Below are 13,255 nucleotides of genomic sequence, written 5' to 3'. Positions count from 1 at the left end.
CCTCCTGCGGTGACCACGTGCCGAGACTGGTTTGCGCAGCGCTGGTACGCCCCGCGTCCCGGCCGCGTACCCTGTCCCCCAACCCATCGCCCTCGCATGAAGTGAGCCCCCGGCCATGCCCACAACTCCGGACATGACGACCGCCAGCGATCCCGGCCTCCTCGACACGCTGCAGCACCAGGTGGCCGTGTTCGCCCGCCGTGCGGAGCAGACGCGCCTCGGCGGCGTAGGACAGGTCCGCAACTCCATGGACCGCGCTGCGTACCTGCTGCTCAACCGCCTCGACAAGGAGGGGCCGATGGGCGTCAAAGCGCTCGCGGCGAGCATGGGCATCGACTCCTCGACGGTCACCCGGCAGGTCGCCCCACTGGTCGACACCGGGCTCGTCAAGCGCACCTCGCACCCCGAGGACGGCCGCGCCGTGGTGCTCCAGCTGTCGCCGCGCGGCGAGGCGCGCCTCAACGAAGTGCGGTCCTCGCGGCGTGACCTCATGGCCGAGCTGACCGATGACTGGTCCCCGGAGGAGCGCGAAAGCTTCTGCACGCTCCTCACGCGCTTCAATTCCGCGCTCTCCGCCCGCCAGACCTCGCAGTCGACGCCGGACGCGCCTGAGTCTTGACCTCTGCCCTGCGCCTGGCCTCATATGAGACCAGGGGCCCGTCCCCTCCAGGCGGGAGGCGCGGTGCGCGAACGGCAGGCGTTCCTGAACGCCCGCCGGGCCCGGGAGTTCGAGGCGTTCGTCGCGGGCGCGGCAGGGCGGCTGCTGCATGCCGCGACGCTGCTCACCGCCGAGCCGCCGGACGCCAACCCACGCGCGCGTGCCCTGCTGACCGCGTCCCTCGCACACTCGTACGCGGCCTGGGACCGGATGCGCGGCGAGGACCCGTACGACCGCACCCGCCAGCAGCTGGCCATCCGCTTCGCACGCGGGGCCTGGCGCCGGCACCGCGGCCACGGCGGCGTCCTGGCCCGCCTCACGCCCCAGGAGCGGCTGATTCTCGTACTGCGGCTCTACGAAGGCGTCGCCGAGGAACAGACCGCGGCGCTGCTCGGCCTCCCCACCGACCGGGTGGAGACGATCTGCGTCCGCGCGATGGAGACGGTCCTGCACCCGCCGCGCGGCCCCGCGCCGACGGCTCCCCTGGGGGAGGCGGCCCCGTCATGAACCACTACGACCGCAAAGCGAGCGAGGTCCGCCAGCTCCTTGACGGCGGCACGCCACCCTCGGCCCCGCCCGAGCTCTACGAGGAGGCGGTCCGCCGCGGCGGCCGCATGCTGCGCCGCAGAAGGGCGCTTCGCCGGCTCCTGTGGCTCATGCTGCTCGTCGCGGCGATCGCCTTCGTGGTCTGGGCGTCCGTCGAGCAGCCCTGGGTGGAGCCGCCTTCGGAGACGACTCCACCGCTCACCCGCTGGTGATCGTGCGCGGTCTCTTCTAGCCCAGCGCCTGCTGCAGGTCGGCCAGCAGGTCGTCCGCGGACTCGATGCCCACCGAGAGGCGCACCAGGTCCGCGGGGACCTCAAGGGCGGAGCCCGCCACAGAGGCGTGCGTCATCCGCCCCGGGTGCTCGATCAGGGACTCCACACCGCCGAGCGACTCCCCCAGGGTGAACAGCTTCGCGCGGTCGCAGACGGCGACCGCCGCCTCCTCGCCCCCGGCGACCTGGAAGGACACCATCCCGCCGAACGCCTTCATCTGCTTGGCCGCGGTCTCGTGACCGGGGTGCTCCGGAAGCCCCGGGTAGAGGACACGCGTCACGCGCGCGTGCCGCGTCAGCATCTCGGCGATCTTCGTCGCGTTCTCGCTGTGCCGGTCCATCCGGACGGCCAGCGTCTTGATGCCGCGAAGGACCAGCCACGCGTCGAAGGGCCCGGCCACCGCGCCCATCGCGTTCTGGTGGTACGCCAGCTCCTCGCCCAGCTCCGGGTCGCCGACGACAAGGGCGCCGCCCACGACGTCCGAGTGCCCGCCCATGTACTTCGTCAGGGAGTGCACGACGACGTCGGCGCCGAGCGCGAGCGGCTGCTGGAGGTAGGGGCTCGCGAAGGTGTTGTCGACGACGAGCCGGGCCCCCGTCTCCTTGGCGACCTGCGCGACGGCGGCGATGTCCGTGATGCCGAGCAGCGGGTTGGAGGGGGTCTCCACCCAGATCGCCTTCGTACGGTCGGTCACCGCGGCCCGTACCGCCGCCGGGTCGGAGGTGTCGGCGACCGACCACTCCACGCCCCACCGCGAGACGACCTTCGCGAAGAGCCGGAACGTGCCGCCGTACGCGTCATTGGGGATGACCACGTGGTCACCGGGGGCGAGCAGCGTACGCAGGAGGCAGTCCTCCGCGGCGAGACCCGACGCGAAGGCGAGCCCGCGCCTGCCGCCCTCGAGCGCGGCCAGGTTCTCCTCAAGGGCGGTGCGGGTGGGGTTGGCGCTGCGGCTGTACTCATAGCCGCCGCGCAGCCCGCCGACGCCGTCCTGCTTGTACGTCGACACCTGATAGATCGGCGGCACGACCGCGCCGGTGAGCGGGTCGGCGGTATTTCCCGCGTGGATCGCGACGGTCTCGAAACTCTGGCTGCTGAAGCTGTCACTCATGTGGCCAGAGCCTAGTCCGGGACGGGGGAAGGCCCGGCTAGTTCGAGACTGGTTCGCCAAGTGTCAGACCAGTCTGGTTCGCTTGTACTCATGGAGATTCTCTGGGTGCTGATGGCAGCGATCATGATCGGGGCGGTGCTCGGCCCCATCCTGCTGCGCAGGCGCGGCGGAATCCGGCAGGTCGCCCCCGGTTCACCGGACGCCGCGGACCCGGCGGACTACGGCTTCGCGCGTCAGGAAGAGCTGGACATCCGCATGCCGGGCCCGGACCGCGACCTCCTGGACGTCCTGGACGTGGTCCAGCAGTCGCAGAGCTGGAAGGCGGCCTCGCAGCTGCTCGCGGGCACGGAGGTGCACGGCGAGGTGCGCTGGCAGCGCGTGCAGGCGTTCGCGGGCGCCGCGTCCCTGGAGCTGCAGAAGCGGCCCGGCGGGGTCAGCGACCAGCCCGGCGGGCAGTGGCTGCGGGTGTGGCGGGCCGAGGCGCCCAAGGACGCGGGCGGCGCGGCGGTGCACGCCGAGTTCCTGGTCCAGCAGGCCTGGCGGTCCTCCACGTCCGGGACGGACGAGTTCCGGATCATCCTGGAGGAGGCGAAGGAGGCCTGCGCGCAGGCGGCGCTCCTCTCCCCCGGTGACCCTGTCCCGTACATCATCGAGCTCTCGATCGCGCGCGGCCTCGCGTATCCGCGCGAGGAGTTCGAGCAGCTGTGGCTGAAGATCCTGGACCGCGCGCCCGCGCACATGGGGGCGCATCTGGCGGCCCTGCACTACTGGTGCGAGAAGTGGCACGGCTCGCGTGACCTTGCGAACAACTTCGCGGAGGCCGCGGCGGCCCGCGCCCCCAAGGGCTCGCTCCTCTCCGCGCTCCCGCTCTTCGCGGTGTACGAGCACCTGCCCGAGGTCAATCTGGTCCGTGGTTTCTACGAGAGCGAGACCGTCACGAAGGCGGTGGAGGGCGCGCTGTACGCGGTGCACTCGGCCCGCCCGGACGACCCGATGCTGGCGCACGTGCGGCACCTGCTGGTCTTCTTCCTGGTCCGCAGCGAGCGCTGGGCGGAGGCGATGAACCAGCTGATCCACGTGGACGGCCACGTCGGCGCCCTGCCCTGGACGGTCTCGTCCGACCCGGCCGCGGACTACGCGGTGTACCGCGCACTGGCGGTGGGGGGCTACGAAGCGAACGGCGGCAGCCCGGCGACACTGCCGCACTGAGCCCGGCCGCGGAATGCGCCTCGCCCCGCACACGTTGACGTATGAGCCGCACACCCAGCCCCGCCCGCTCCACCCTCCTGGAGGACAGCCCGATGCTCTTCGGCCGTACGCCCGAGCTCCCCACCCCCGAGCAGGCCCTGAAGGGCCGAGCGACCCCCGAATTCGAGGTCCCGTCCCGCCACACGGTCCTCGGCAACCCGCTCCTGGGCCCGTACCCCGACGGCCTGGAGATCGCGGACTTCGGGCTCGGCTGCTTCTGGGGCGCGGAGCGCAAGTTCTGGCAGACGGAGGGCGTCTGGACGACGTACGTCGGCTATCAGGGCGGCTACACGGAGAACCCTTCCTACGAGGAGGTCTGCTCGGGCCTGACGGGCCACGCGGAGGTGGTCCGCGTGGTCTTCGACCCGACCCAGGTCTCGTACGCGGAGCTCCTCAAGCTCTTCTGGGAGTCCCACAACCCCACACAGGGCTTCCGCCAGGGCAACGACGTGGGCACGCAGTACCGCTCGGCGATCTACACGCACTCCGCTGACCAGGAGGCGGCGGCCGTGGCGTCCCTGGACGCGTACCAGCAGGTGCTCACCAAGGCGGGCCACGGCACGATCACGACCACGATCCTCCCGGCGGCCCCCCGCCCGTTCTGGCCTGCCGAGGGCTACCACCAGCAGTACCTGGACAAGAACCCCGACGGCTACTGCGGCATCGGCGGCACTGGCCTGCAGCTGGACAGCCCCTCGGAGACGAACTGGGGCCGGGCCTGCCCGACAGGGATCGCTCCCGCTCCCACGGCGGAGTAGCGGCAGGGTCAGCGGCGACGGGCAAGCGGGCGCCGGGCAAGCGTTCTCAGGACGGTTCGTCGGACGGTTCCTCGGGCAGCATTCCCAGCTGCCCGAGGAAGTCCATCTCGTCGAAGTAGAGCCGGTAATCGACGATCCGGCCGTCCGCCACGGTGGCGATGTCCACCCCGCGGATCCTGATCTCCTTCTGGGTCGCGGGGAGGGTCTCCCCGGACGGCAGATGCAGCGGCCCGGTGTTCCTGCCGCTGAAGAACCCCTCGTCGATGGCCGTGTCGCCGGACTCGTACGCGTGCAGCGTCTCGAACGTGGCCTCGGGGACCGCCTCCGTCATCTGCCGCCAGTACTCCACGATGTTGTCGCGGCCGCGTATCTCCCCCTCGTCGGGGGTGAGGGCGACCGCGTCCTCGGCATACAGCTCGCCGAGGGCCTTCAGATCCGGGTGTGCGGTGAGCGCATCCGTGAGCCGGTCCATGACGTCACGTGCCTGTCCCATGATCCACCTCTTCAACTGAGGATCACCCGCTCTCATTTTCCCACCGCGGCGGCGCACCAGCAGATCGGCGGTCGGGCCGGCCGGGAATGGCTCTGCCGTCAGCGAATCTGCTGCAGGGCAAGAAGCCTTACGGGGCGGGTGCGGGCGGTCGAAGGTGGGGGGACCGGGCAGCGGCCCGCAGGAGAGCCGCCGCTCCCACCGTCAGGAGGACCAACGATGCCGACCATCGGCAGTGCCCCGCGAGCCTCCGAGGGCGAGACCCCCTCGACGCGGTTCGACGATCATCTGGCCGCGCAGTTGCTGACCCAGCGGATCATCTTCCTCGGGACGCAGGTCGACGAGGTTTCCGCGAATCGCGTGTGCGCGCAGATGCTGTTGCTGTCCGCCGAGGACCCGCGGACCGACATCAGTCTCTACATCAACAGCCCGGGCGGATCCGTCACCGCTGGGCTCGCCATCTACGACACCATGCGGCTGATCCCGAATGACGTGTCGACCCTCGCCATGGGGTTCGCCGCCAGCATGGGGCAGTTCCTGTTGACCGTCGGGACCGCGGGGAAGCGGTACGCCCTGCCCAACGCGCGGATCATGATGCACCAGCCCTCCGCCGGCATCGGCGGGACCACCGCCGACATCGCGATCCAGGCCGAGAACCTGGAGTTCACGAAGAAGTCCGTCGAGCGGATCACCGCCGAGCACACCGGGCAGAGCGAGGAGACCATCTCGCGTGACGGTGACCGCGACCGGTGGTTCACCGCCGAGCAGGCCAAGGAGTACGGGATGGTCGACCGGGTGCTCGACTCGCTCGCCGACGTGCGGCCCGCCGCGTCGAAGCCGCGTATGGGACTGGGGGTCTGACCGACATGAGCCAGTACACGATTCCTACCGTCGTCGAGCGCACCCCCCAGGGCGAGCGCGCCTACGACATCTACAGCCGACTCCTCTCGGAGCGGATCATCTTCCTCGGGACCGAGATCGACGACGGCGTGGCCAATGTCGTCATCGCGCAGTTGCTTCATCTTGAGTCCTCGAACTCTGAGCGCGAGGTCTCCATCTACATCAACTCGCCTGGCGGGTCCTTCACTTCACTCATGGCCATCTACGACACCATGAGCTTCATCAGCGCGCCCATCTCGACCGTCTGCGTCGGGCAGGCCGCATCCACCGCCGCCGTGCTCCTCGCCGGAGGCGACCCCGGGCGGCGGTTCGTCCTGGAGCACTCGCGCGTACTGCTCGGGCAGCCCGCGAGCGGCGGGCAGCAGGGGACGGTCTCCGACCTCAGCCTCCAGGCCAAGGAGATGCTGCGGATCCGCTCGCAGGTGGAGGAGGTGCTGTCCCGGCACTCGGGGCACGAAGTCGCCACGCTGCGCGCGGACATGGACCGCGACAAGGTGTTCACCGCCGAGGACGCGGTGGCGTACGGGCTCGCCGACGAGGTGCTCAGCCGGCGGATGCTCGCCGCCGCGGCCTGACTCCCTGCTCGGCCTGACTCCTTACGCGGCCAGGCGGATGTCTCCCTGGCGCGGGCGCGTCGGCTGTGCGTGCTGGGTGTGCTGCGTGTGCTGCGTGTAGCGGACCAACTCGGTCTGGGCCAGGGAGAGCAGGTCCGCGAGGCTCAGGCCGAGCGCGCGGGCGCCGGCCGCGAGGACTTCGGACGAAGCCTCCTTGCGGCCGCGCTCCAGCTCGGAGAGGTACGGCATCGAGATGCGGGCCGCCTCGGCGACGTCCTTGAGCGTACGTTCCTGAGCGAGGCGCTCGCGGCGCAGCACGTCACCGACCACGTCCCGCCACAGGGGCTCTTTCGCCGCCGGTGACACAGGAGTTGGGCGCATCGGGGCGCTGTGACTCGGTGCCGTCCGCTCGGTCCGTGGGCGCAACGGGATGACGCGGGCCCGCTCTTGGGACTCGGCCTGTTCCGGCTCGTGGTACCGCTCTTGGCTGCTCACCCCCTCAGGGTAGAAGCCGCCCCACCCCCCGGTCAGCGATCAGCGTTCCGCCCCCGGCGAAATCGCCTCACGTCAGTGCCTCCGCGAGCGCCTCCGTCGCCTTGACCACCCACGCGGGATCCCCGTGCCGCATCCCCCAGTGCGCCGCCGTCACCGCCCGCGCCTGCGCCCACCTCCTGGCCCGTTCACGGTCGACCTCCGCCGCGTCGGCGAAGACGGCGAGGCGGCGCAGGGCGGCGGCCCGGGGGTCGGGCGCGGTGAGCAGCGGCTCGAAGCGGGTGCGGAGCAGCGTGATCGAGTCGTACGCCGGGTCGCCGACGTAGCCCTTGGGGTCGATGGCCAGCCAGGGTTCGCGTTCCGGCCCCAGCGCCTCCGACCCCAGTGCCTCCGACCTCAGTACGTTCGTGAAGTGCAGGTCGCCGTGGATCAGGGTGTCCGGCTGGTCCACGCCCAGTTCACGTACGGTCGCCATCGCTGCGGCCACCACACGCGCGGGCAGCGGGGAGCCCAACTCCAGGTCCTCGTCCCGCAGTTCACACTCCCACTCGGCCACGAGCGAGCTCATCCGCGGCAGACCGGGCGGCGCGGGCACGGCGAGGCGGCGCGCCAGGCGCCCGGCAACGGTCACCGCTTCGTCGGTGTCCTCGACGTCGGCGAGGGAACTGGCCCCCGCCCGCTCAAGGAGCATCGCGAACCGCTCGTCGTCCCGCTCGTACAGGCGGACCGCGCCCCGCCCCGCCCACACCGCGAAGGCGTCCGGCTCGTGCATGTTGCCGGGGTGCGGGAAGGAGATCTTCAGGACGGCGGGCGTCCCGTCGTACCGCCGTCTCACGGGGACGACGATGCCGACCTGCCCGTGCGTGACCGCTGCCGTCGGCTCGCAGTCCCAGCGCCGGAGCAGCTCGTCGGCAAGATCCGGCAGCGTCGCGAGCCAGGCCCGGCCCCGCTCGCCCTCCCGCTGGACCGTGCTCAGCGCGAAGCCCTCTGGTACGTCGATGTCGATGGGTGTCCCGGTCATCCCGGCACCCTAGCGAGGACCGCGGACAGGGCGCCCGGTGGATACCGTTCACCCCATGCCCCTTGCTGAAGCCGCCGACGGCACCGCCCTGCACTACGAAGTCCACGGCTCCGGCCGCCCCCTGGTCCTCCTCAGCGGGCAGTCCAACAGCCGCCGCTGGTGGAACCCGGTGCGGGACGACTTCGCCGCCTCGTACCGGACCGTCGTACTCGACTGGCGCGGCACCGGCGGGAGCGGGCGCCCCGACACCGACAGCTACAGCACCCCCGGCTTCGCCCGCGACGTCGTCGCCGTGCTCGACCACGCGGGGATCGACCGCGCCCATGTGTACGGCACGTCGATGGGCGGCCGTGTCGCGCAGTGGCTCGCCGCCGATCATCCCGAGCGGGTCGACCGGCTCGTCCTCGGCTGTACGTCGCCGGGGGCGCCGCACGGCATCGAGCGCGGGCCCGAGGTGCGCGCCGCCCTCAGCCAGGGCGACGCGGCGGCGGCGCGCCGCGCCCTGCTCGAGCTGATGTACACCCCCGGCTGGATCGCCGGGCAAGGGGATCGGCGCGTGTTCCACACCCTCGGCGATCCGGACATGCCCCCGTACGCCCGCCGGCGCCATCTGCGGGCCAGCGCCCGGCACGACTCCTGGGACGCGTTGCCCCGGATCACGGCGCCGACCCTCGTCGTGCACGGCACGGACGACGTGTTCAACCCGGCCGCCAACGCGCCCCTGCTCACGGAGCGCGTGCCCGGAGCCCGGATGCGGCTCATCTCCGGTGCGCGGCATGCGTACTTCGAGGAGTTCGCGGAGGTGGCGACGCCGCTCGTGCTCGGTTTCCTGGCGGAGGGGAGCGCTTAACTCCCGCTGCCGTACGGCTTGGTGAGGATCTCCAGGCTGTGGCCGTTCGGGTCGTCCCAGTACGTGCCCCGGCCGCCGTCGTTGGTGTTGATCTCGTTGACGACCGTGTGGTGCGGGTCGGCCCAGTAGGTGAGCCCCGCGGCCTTGATGCGGCCGAAGATGACGTCGAACTCGTCCTCGGAGACCAGGAAGGCGTAGTGCTGGGGGGTGATCGGCCCGCCGTCGCTCTCCATGTAGTCCAGCGTGACGCCGTTCGGGATCTCGACGGGGATGAACGGGCCGTACTGGGGGCTCACTTCGAGGCCGAGGATGTCGGCGAGGAACTGAGCGGAAGCCTTCTTGTCCTCCGCGGTGACGATGGTGTGGTTGAGCTCGATGGACATCGTGCGACCTCTTTCCCGTGCGTCTGAAGTGCCCGTTCTGACGCACTCCACACTAGGCACGGGCCTGTCGGCCGGCATCGGTCACACGGCCCCCCACCTGCTGCGCAATGCGGCCTAGGGCCGCGGGCCGAGGCGAGATCCGGCCACGCGCCGCTCAGGGAGCGGGGTCAGCCGCGCATCCGTGCGGCCGGCCCCCGGCCCCTGGATCACGCCCGCATCCATGCCTCAGATCGTGGCCGCGTCGATCACGAAGCGGTAGCGCACGTCACTGGCGAGGACACGCTCGTACGCCTCGTTGATCTGGTCGGCGGCGATCAGTTCGATCTCCGAGCCCAGGCCGTGCTCGGCGCAGAAGTCCAGCATTTCCTGGGTCTCCTGGATGCCGCCGATCATGGAGCCCGCGAGGGTCTTGCCGCCGCCGATCACCGAGAACAGGTTGAGCGAGACCGGCTCCTCGGGAGCGCCGACGTTCACGAAGGCGCCCTCCGAGCGCAGCAGGCCCAGGTACTTGTCCAGCGGCAGCGGCGCGGAGACCGTCGAGAGGATCAGGTCGAAGGAGCCCGCGAGCTGCTCGAAGGTGGCGTCGTCGCTGGTCGCGTAGTAGTGGTCGGCGCCCAGCTTCAGGCCGTCGTCCTTCTTGCGCAGGGACTGCGAGAGGACGGTGACCTCGGCGCCCATGGCGTGCGCGATCTTGACGGCCATGTGGCCGAGACCGCCGAGGCCCACGACGGCGATCTTCTTGCCGAGGCCCGCGTTCCAGCGGTGGAGCGGGGAGTACGTCGTGATGCCCGCGCACAGCAGCGGCGCGGCCTCGTCGAGCGCGAGGCCTTCGGGGATGCGGACGGTGAACGCCTCGTCGACGACGATGTGCGTGGAGTAGCCGCCGTAGGTGGGCTCGCCGCTCTTGTCGAGGGCGTTGTACGTCTGGATGTTGCCCTTGGCGCAGTACTGCTCCAGGCCCGCCTTGCAGTTCTCGCACTCGCGACAGGAGTCGACCATGCAGCCGACGCCGACGCGGTCGCCGACCGCGAACTTGGTGACGGCGGAGCCGACCTCGGTGACGACACCGGCGATCTCGTGGCCCGGAACCATCGGGAAGATGCCCTCACCCCAGCCGTCGCGGGCCTGGTGGATGTCCGAGTGGCAGATGCCGGCGTACTTGATGTCGATCAGTACGTCGGACGCGCCCACCGGGCGGCGCGGGACGGTGGTCCGCTCCAGGGGGGCCTTGGCGGACGGGGCGGCGTAGGCGGAAACGGTGGTGGTGCTGGTGGCGCTGGGGGTGCTTGTCTGTGCGGTCATGGCGTCAACCGTGCCAGCCTCCTGGACATCTACCCAGGTCACAGCTTTGCGTACGTCCAGTGGTCCTACTACTGGCGGGGACAGGCTCGTACGTCCGCGAGCCCGGATACTGGAATGCATGGACGCCGACGCCGCGCAGCCCCCGCACTCCTCCCCCGCCCCCGAGCCCCTCGACAACCGCGCCGAGCTCAGCGAGTTCCTGCGCACCCGCAGGGCCCGGTTGCAGCCGGAGGACGTCGGCCTGCCGAACTTCGGGCGCCACCGGCGGGTGCCTGGGCTGCGCCGCGAGGAGCTGGCGCAGCTCGCGGGGGTGTCCGTGGCGTACTACACCCGTCTTGAGCAGGGCAACGGCCGCAATGTCTCGGGCGAGGTCCTTGACGCGATCGCGCGCGCCCTGCGCCTCACGGACGCCGAGCACGCCCACCTGACGCACATGGCCAAGCCGAAGCAGCACAAGAAGAAGCGCCCGGCCCGCCCCCAGCACGTGCGGCCCGCGCTGCTCCAGCTCATGGACGCCATGGACGGCATCCCCGCCTACGTGGTCGGCCGCCGCTCGGACATCCTGGGCTGGAACCGCATGGCCGCCGCGCTCTTCGGCGACTGGGGCGCGCTGCCGCCCGAGGAACGGAACTGGGCGCGGATCTGTTTCCTGCACCCCGAGGCCCACTCCCTGTTCCGGGACTGGGAGCAGAAGGCGTCGGACCTGGTGAGCTTCCTGCGGATGGACGCGGGCTGCTATCCGAACGATCCGCTGCTCTCGGCCCTGGTCGGCGAGCTCTCCGTGAAGAGCGAGGAGTTCCGCAGCCTGTGGGCCACGCATGACGTGCGCGAGAAGGGCCACGGCGTCAAGCGCCTGCGCCACTCCCTGGTGGGCGATCTGACCCTGTCCTTCGAGACGCTGCGACTGCCCGACGATCACGATCAGTCACTGGTGACGTACCACGCGGAGCCGGACTCGGCGTCGGCCGACGCGCTGCGGCTCCTCGCCAACTGGGGAGCGGACGCGACGCGCACGGGTGCGGCGGGCGCGGGGAAGTAGCCTCCCGGACGCCCGCCGCGCCAGGGCCTCACGGCTGGTACGGGGGCGCCGCGCCCCAGTTCCACAGCGGCACCGGCTGGTCGGTGGGGCGGCTCGCGTCGGCGCCGGAGAAGTAGACCGCGAGGCGGGTGCCCCACTCGACGTAGGCGACGAAGGCGGACCGGAACTCGGCGTCCGTCGGCAGGCCCGCGTCGTCCGCCGCGTCCTGCATGAGGTTGACCCAGCGGCGTCGCTGCGGCTCGGTGATGCCCTTGCCGAGGTGCTTGCCGACCATTTCGGCGTGCCCGCTGTGCTCCTGGGAGTACGTGGCCGGGCCGCCGAAGACCTCGCCGAGCCACTGGGCGACGTGCAGGGCGTGCTCGGCGGGCAGGCCGTCGAAGAGCGGGGCGAGGAGGTCGTCCTTGAGGACCTTCTCGTAGAAGGTCTCCGTCAGGCGCGCGAGGTTCTCCTCGCCGCCCGCCCACGCGTACAGGGTCGGCGTCGACGCGCCCGTCCCGCGCACGGCGGTGGGGGTGTAGTGGCGCATCTCCTCGATGTTCTCGACGTACGGGCGGATCTCCGCGAAGAACTCGCGGAAGAGCTCCGAGCGCCTGAAGCCCTCCAGGTGGTCCTTGGTCGACGTCCAGGTGATGCGGAGGATGAAGTGCTCGAAGTCCTCCTCGCAGCGCGTGAGTTCGTAGTCGACGCAACTAGGGGCCGCCGCGAGCGGGACGGCGGCGCGGGTGTACGCGGAGAGGAACTCCGCGGAGCGCTCGGACGGGATGCGGTAGCGGATGTACTCGACGGTGTGGGCGGTCATGTGTCGTCGGCTTCCTCTGCGGTGGGTGGTGCCGGCACGCGTGCTCCCCAGTCCCACAACGCCTGTAGGACCGGGCCGAGTTCTTTTCCGTGGGGGGTCAGTTCGTAGGTGACCGTGGGGGGCCAGCCGGGTGTCCTGGTACGCAGGACGACACCCGCGGCGACCAGCTGGGCGAGCCGCTCTGTGAGCACCTTGTCCGACAACTCCGGCAGCGTGGCGGCCAGTTCGCTGTACGCGTAGGAGTCGACCCGAAGGAGTTCGCGGACGATCAAGGTGGTCCAGCGGCCGCGCAGGGCGGCGAGGGCGATCTCCACGGGGCAGCCGGGCGCGGGTGCGGTGACGCGGGCCCTGGGGTCGTCCGGAAGCCCCTGGCTTACCGTTCGGTGAGTCACGAAGCCGCCTCCTAGTGTTGCCGACAGGACCACCCCAGGAGGGTTACACATGGCGACGACAGCTCTTCCCACTCGTGCCGAGGACGTCCCTGCGGCCTTCGCCGAGCGGTTCAACAGCGGCGATCCGCAGGCGGTGCACGAGCTGTACGAGGAACGTGCCGCCTTCGTGCCGGAGTCGGGGGACGCGGTGCACGGGCTCGCGGAGATCGCGAAGGAGAACGGCCCGTTCCTCGCGATAGGCCTGCCCATCTCCGTACGCCCCCGCCATGTGCACGTCTCCGGGGAGATCGCCCTGCTCGTCGTCGACTGGGAGATCGAGGGCGTCGTCCGGTCCACGGCCACGGACGTGGCACGCCGCGGCGCCGACGGGTACTGGCGATACGTGATCGACAGCCCTTTCGGCGCCGCGGCGGCTGCCTAGACAGCGCGTGGTGCGGCTA

At 71.0% G+C, this 13,255-nt stretch carries 18 protein-coding genes; 10 read left to right on the top strand and 8 right to left on the bottom strand.

The window, feature by feature from the left end; genetic code table 11:
* The first annotated feature begins 115 nt into the window (after positions 1 to 115).
* The 3 genes from E5671_RS29275 to E5671_RS29265 all read left to right on the top strand — a co-directional run bounded on the left by E5671_RS29275 (position 116) and on the right by E5671_RS29265 (position 1,416).
* Positions 116 to 619: a MarR family winged helix-turn-helix transcriptional regulator gene (locus tag E5671_RS29275; protein WP_160506884.1), complete on the top strand. Its 504-nt coding sequence runs from the start codon at positions 116 to 118 to the stop codon at positions 617 to 619.
* 63 nt (positions 620 to 682) lie between these two features.
* Complete coding sequence (locus E5671_RS29270; RefSeq protein ID WP_336605878.1) at positions 683 to 1,165, top strand: sigma factor-like helix-turn-helix DNA-binding protein; 483 nt, start codon at positions 683 to 685, stop codon at positions 1,163 to 1,165.
* Positions 1,162 to 1,416 (top strand): hypothetical protein, encoded by a 255-nt coding sequence (locus E5671_RS29265; RefSeq protein ID WP_160506882.1) that lies wholly within the window; start codon positions 1,162 to 1,164, stop codon positions 1,414 to 1,416. Before E5671_RS29270 ends, E5671_RS29265 begins: the two co-directional genes overlap by 4 nt.
* Positions 1,417 to 1,432: 16 nt before the next feature.
* Here E5671_RS29265 and E5671_RS29260 read toward each other — a convergent pair whose 3' ends face one another.
* The gene (locus E5671_RS29260; RefSeq protein ID WP_160506881.1) at positions 1,433 to 2,587 is read right to left on the bottom strand and encodes a cystathionine gamma-synthase; all 1,155 of its coding nucleotides are present in this window, start codon (positions 2,585 to 2,587) and stop codon (positions 1,433 to 1,435) included.
* A 90-nt stretch (positions 2,588 to 2,677) separates the two neighbouring features.
* On the opposite strand from E5671_RS29260, the gene E5671_RS29255 reads away from it, so the two are divergent.
* Together E5671_RS29255 and msrA are read left to right on the top strand one after the other, a co-directional pair.
* Positions 2,678 to 3,796, top strand: coding sequence for a hypothetical protein (locus tag E5671_RS29255; protein ID WP_160506880.1), 1,119 nt, complete (start codon positions 2,678 to 2,680; stop codon positions 3,794 to 3,796).
* 92 nt (positions 3,797 to 3,888) lie between these two features.
* On the top strand, positions 3,889 to 4,593 hold the full coding sequence (gene msrA / locus E5671_RS29250) for a peptide-methionine (S)-S-oxide reductase MsrA (protein ID WP_160510482.1): 705 nt from the start codon (positions 3,889 to 3,891) through the stop codon (positions 4,591 to 4,593).
* Positions 4,594 to 4,639: 46 nt separating this feature from the next.
* On the opposite strand, the gene E5671_RS29245 is transcribed toward msrA, so the two are convergent.
* A complete protein-coding gene (locus E5671_RS29245) occupies positions 4,640 to 5,086 on the bottom strand; it encodes an ester cyclase (RefSeq protein ID WP_160506879.1) in 447 nt (148 codons plus the stop codon).
* Positions 5,087 to 5,302: 216 nt separating this feature from the next.
* Here E5671_RS29245 and E5671_RS29240 point away from each other — a divergent pair, with 216 nt between their 5' ends.
* Both E5671_RS29240 and E5671_RS29235 read left to right on the top strand, forming a co-directional pair.
* Positions 5,303 to 5,944, top strand: coding sequence for a ClpP family protease (locus tag E5671_RS29240; RefSeq protein WP_160506878.1), 642 nt, complete (start codon positions 5,303 to 5,305; stop codon positions 5,942 to 5,944).
* A gap of 5 nt (positions 5,945 to 5,949) precedes the next feature.
* Positions 5,950 to 6,558 carry a ClpP family protease gene (locus E5671_RS29235; protein WP_160506877.1) on the top strand — a complete coding sequence of 203 codons (609 nt, stop codon included), beginning with the start codon at positions 5,950 to 5,952 and terminating at the stop codon, positions 6,556 to 6,558.
* 21 nt (positions 6,559 to 6,579) lie between these two features.
* On the opposite strand, the gene E5671_RS29230 is transcribed toward E5671_RS29235, so the two are convergent.
* Together E5671_RS29230 and E5671_RS29225 are read right to left on the bottom strand one after the other, a co-directional pair.
* Positions 6,580 to 7,032 (bottom strand): helix-turn-helix domain-containing protein, encoded by a 453-nt coding sequence (locus E5671_RS29230; protein ID WP_443032714.1) that lies wholly within the window; start codon positions 7,030 to 7,032, stop codon positions 6,580 to 6,582.
* Positions 7,033 to 7,099: 67 nt separating this feature from the next.
* Positions 7,100 to 8,050 (bottom strand): aminoglycoside phosphotransferase family protein, encoded by a 951-nt coding sequence (locus E5671_RS29225; protein WP_160506876.1) that lies wholly within the window; start codon positions 8,048 to 8,050, stop codon positions 7,100 to 7,102.
* 55 nt (positions 8,051 to 8,105) lie between these two features.
* On the opposite strand from E5671_RS29225, the gene E5671_RS29220 reads away from it, so the two are divergent.
* On the top strand, positions 8,106 to 8,900 hold the full coding sequence (locus E5671_RS29220; protein WP_160506875.1) for an alpha/beta fold hydrolase: 795 nt from the start codon (positions 8,106 to 8,108) through the stop codon (positions 8,898 to 8,900).
* On the opposite strand, the gene E5671_RS29215 is transcribed toward E5671_RS29220, so the two are convergent.
* Positions 8,897 to 9,283, bottom strand: coding sequence for a VOC family protein (locus E5671_RS29215; protein WP_160506874.1), 387 nt, complete (start codon positions 9,281 to 9,283; stop codon positions 8,897 to 8,899). The two genes, E5671_RS29220 and E5671_RS29215, sit on opposite strands and share 4 nt — an antisense overlap.
* A gap of 225 nt (positions 9,284 to 9,508) precedes the next feature.
* Complete coding sequence (locus E5671_RS29210) at positions 9,509 to 10,585, bottom strand: NAD(P)-dependent alcohol dehydrogenase (protein ID WP_160506873.1); 1,077 nt, start codon at positions 10,583 to 10,585, stop codon at positions 9,509 to 9,511.
* Between the two features lie 118 nt (positions 10,586 to 10,703).
* Here E5671_RS29210 and E5671_RS29205 point away from each other — a divergent pair, with 118 nt between their 5' ends.
* The gene (locus E5671_RS29205) at positions 10,704 to 11,624 is read left to right on the top strand and encodes a helix-turn-helix transcriptional regulator (RefSeq protein WP_160506872.1); all 921 of its coding nucleotides are present in this window, start codon (positions 10,704 to 10,706) and stop codon (positions 11,622 to 11,624) included.
* A gap of 28 nt (positions 11,625 to 11,652) precedes the next feature.
* Here the strand turns inward: E5671_RS29205 and E5671_RS29200 are convergent, their stop codons facing one another.
* Together E5671_RS29200 and E5671_RS46460 are read right to left on the bottom strand one after the other, a co-directional pair.
* The gene (locus tag E5671_RS29200; protein ID WP_160506871.1) at positions 11,653 to 12,423 is read right to left on the bottom strand and encodes a group II truncated hemoglobin; all 771 of its coding nucleotides are present in this window, start codon (positions 12,421 to 12,423) and stop codon (positions 11,653 to 11,655) included.
* Positions 12,420 to 12,815: a winged helix-turn-helix transcriptional regulator gene (locus E5671_RS46460; protein WP_336605877.1), complete on the bottom strand. Its 396-nt coding sequence runs from the start codon at positions 12,813 to 12,815 to the stop codon at positions 12,420 to 12,422. The genes E5671_RS29200 and E5671_RS46460 overlap by 4 nt, the downstream gene beginning before the upstream one ends.
* 49 nt (positions 12,816 to 12,864) lie before the next feature.
* Here E5671_RS46460 and E5671_RS29190 point away from each other — a divergent pair, with 49 nt between their 5' ends.
* The gene (locus E5671_RS29190) at positions 12,865 to 13,236 is read left to right on the top strand and encodes a YybH family protein (protein WP_160506869.1); all 372 of its coding nucleotides are present in this window, start codon (positions 12,865 to 12,867) and stop codon (positions 13,234 to 13,236) included.
* Positions 13,237 to 13,255 lie beyond the last annotated feature (19 nt).

The sequence above is a fragment of the Streptomyces sp. BA2 genome, assembly GCF_009769735.1.
Classification (GTDB): Bacteria; Actinomycetota; Actinomycetes; order Streptomycetales; family Streptomycetaceae; genus Streptomyces.
This window is presented reverse-complemented; position numbering and strand designations above follow the sequence as displayed.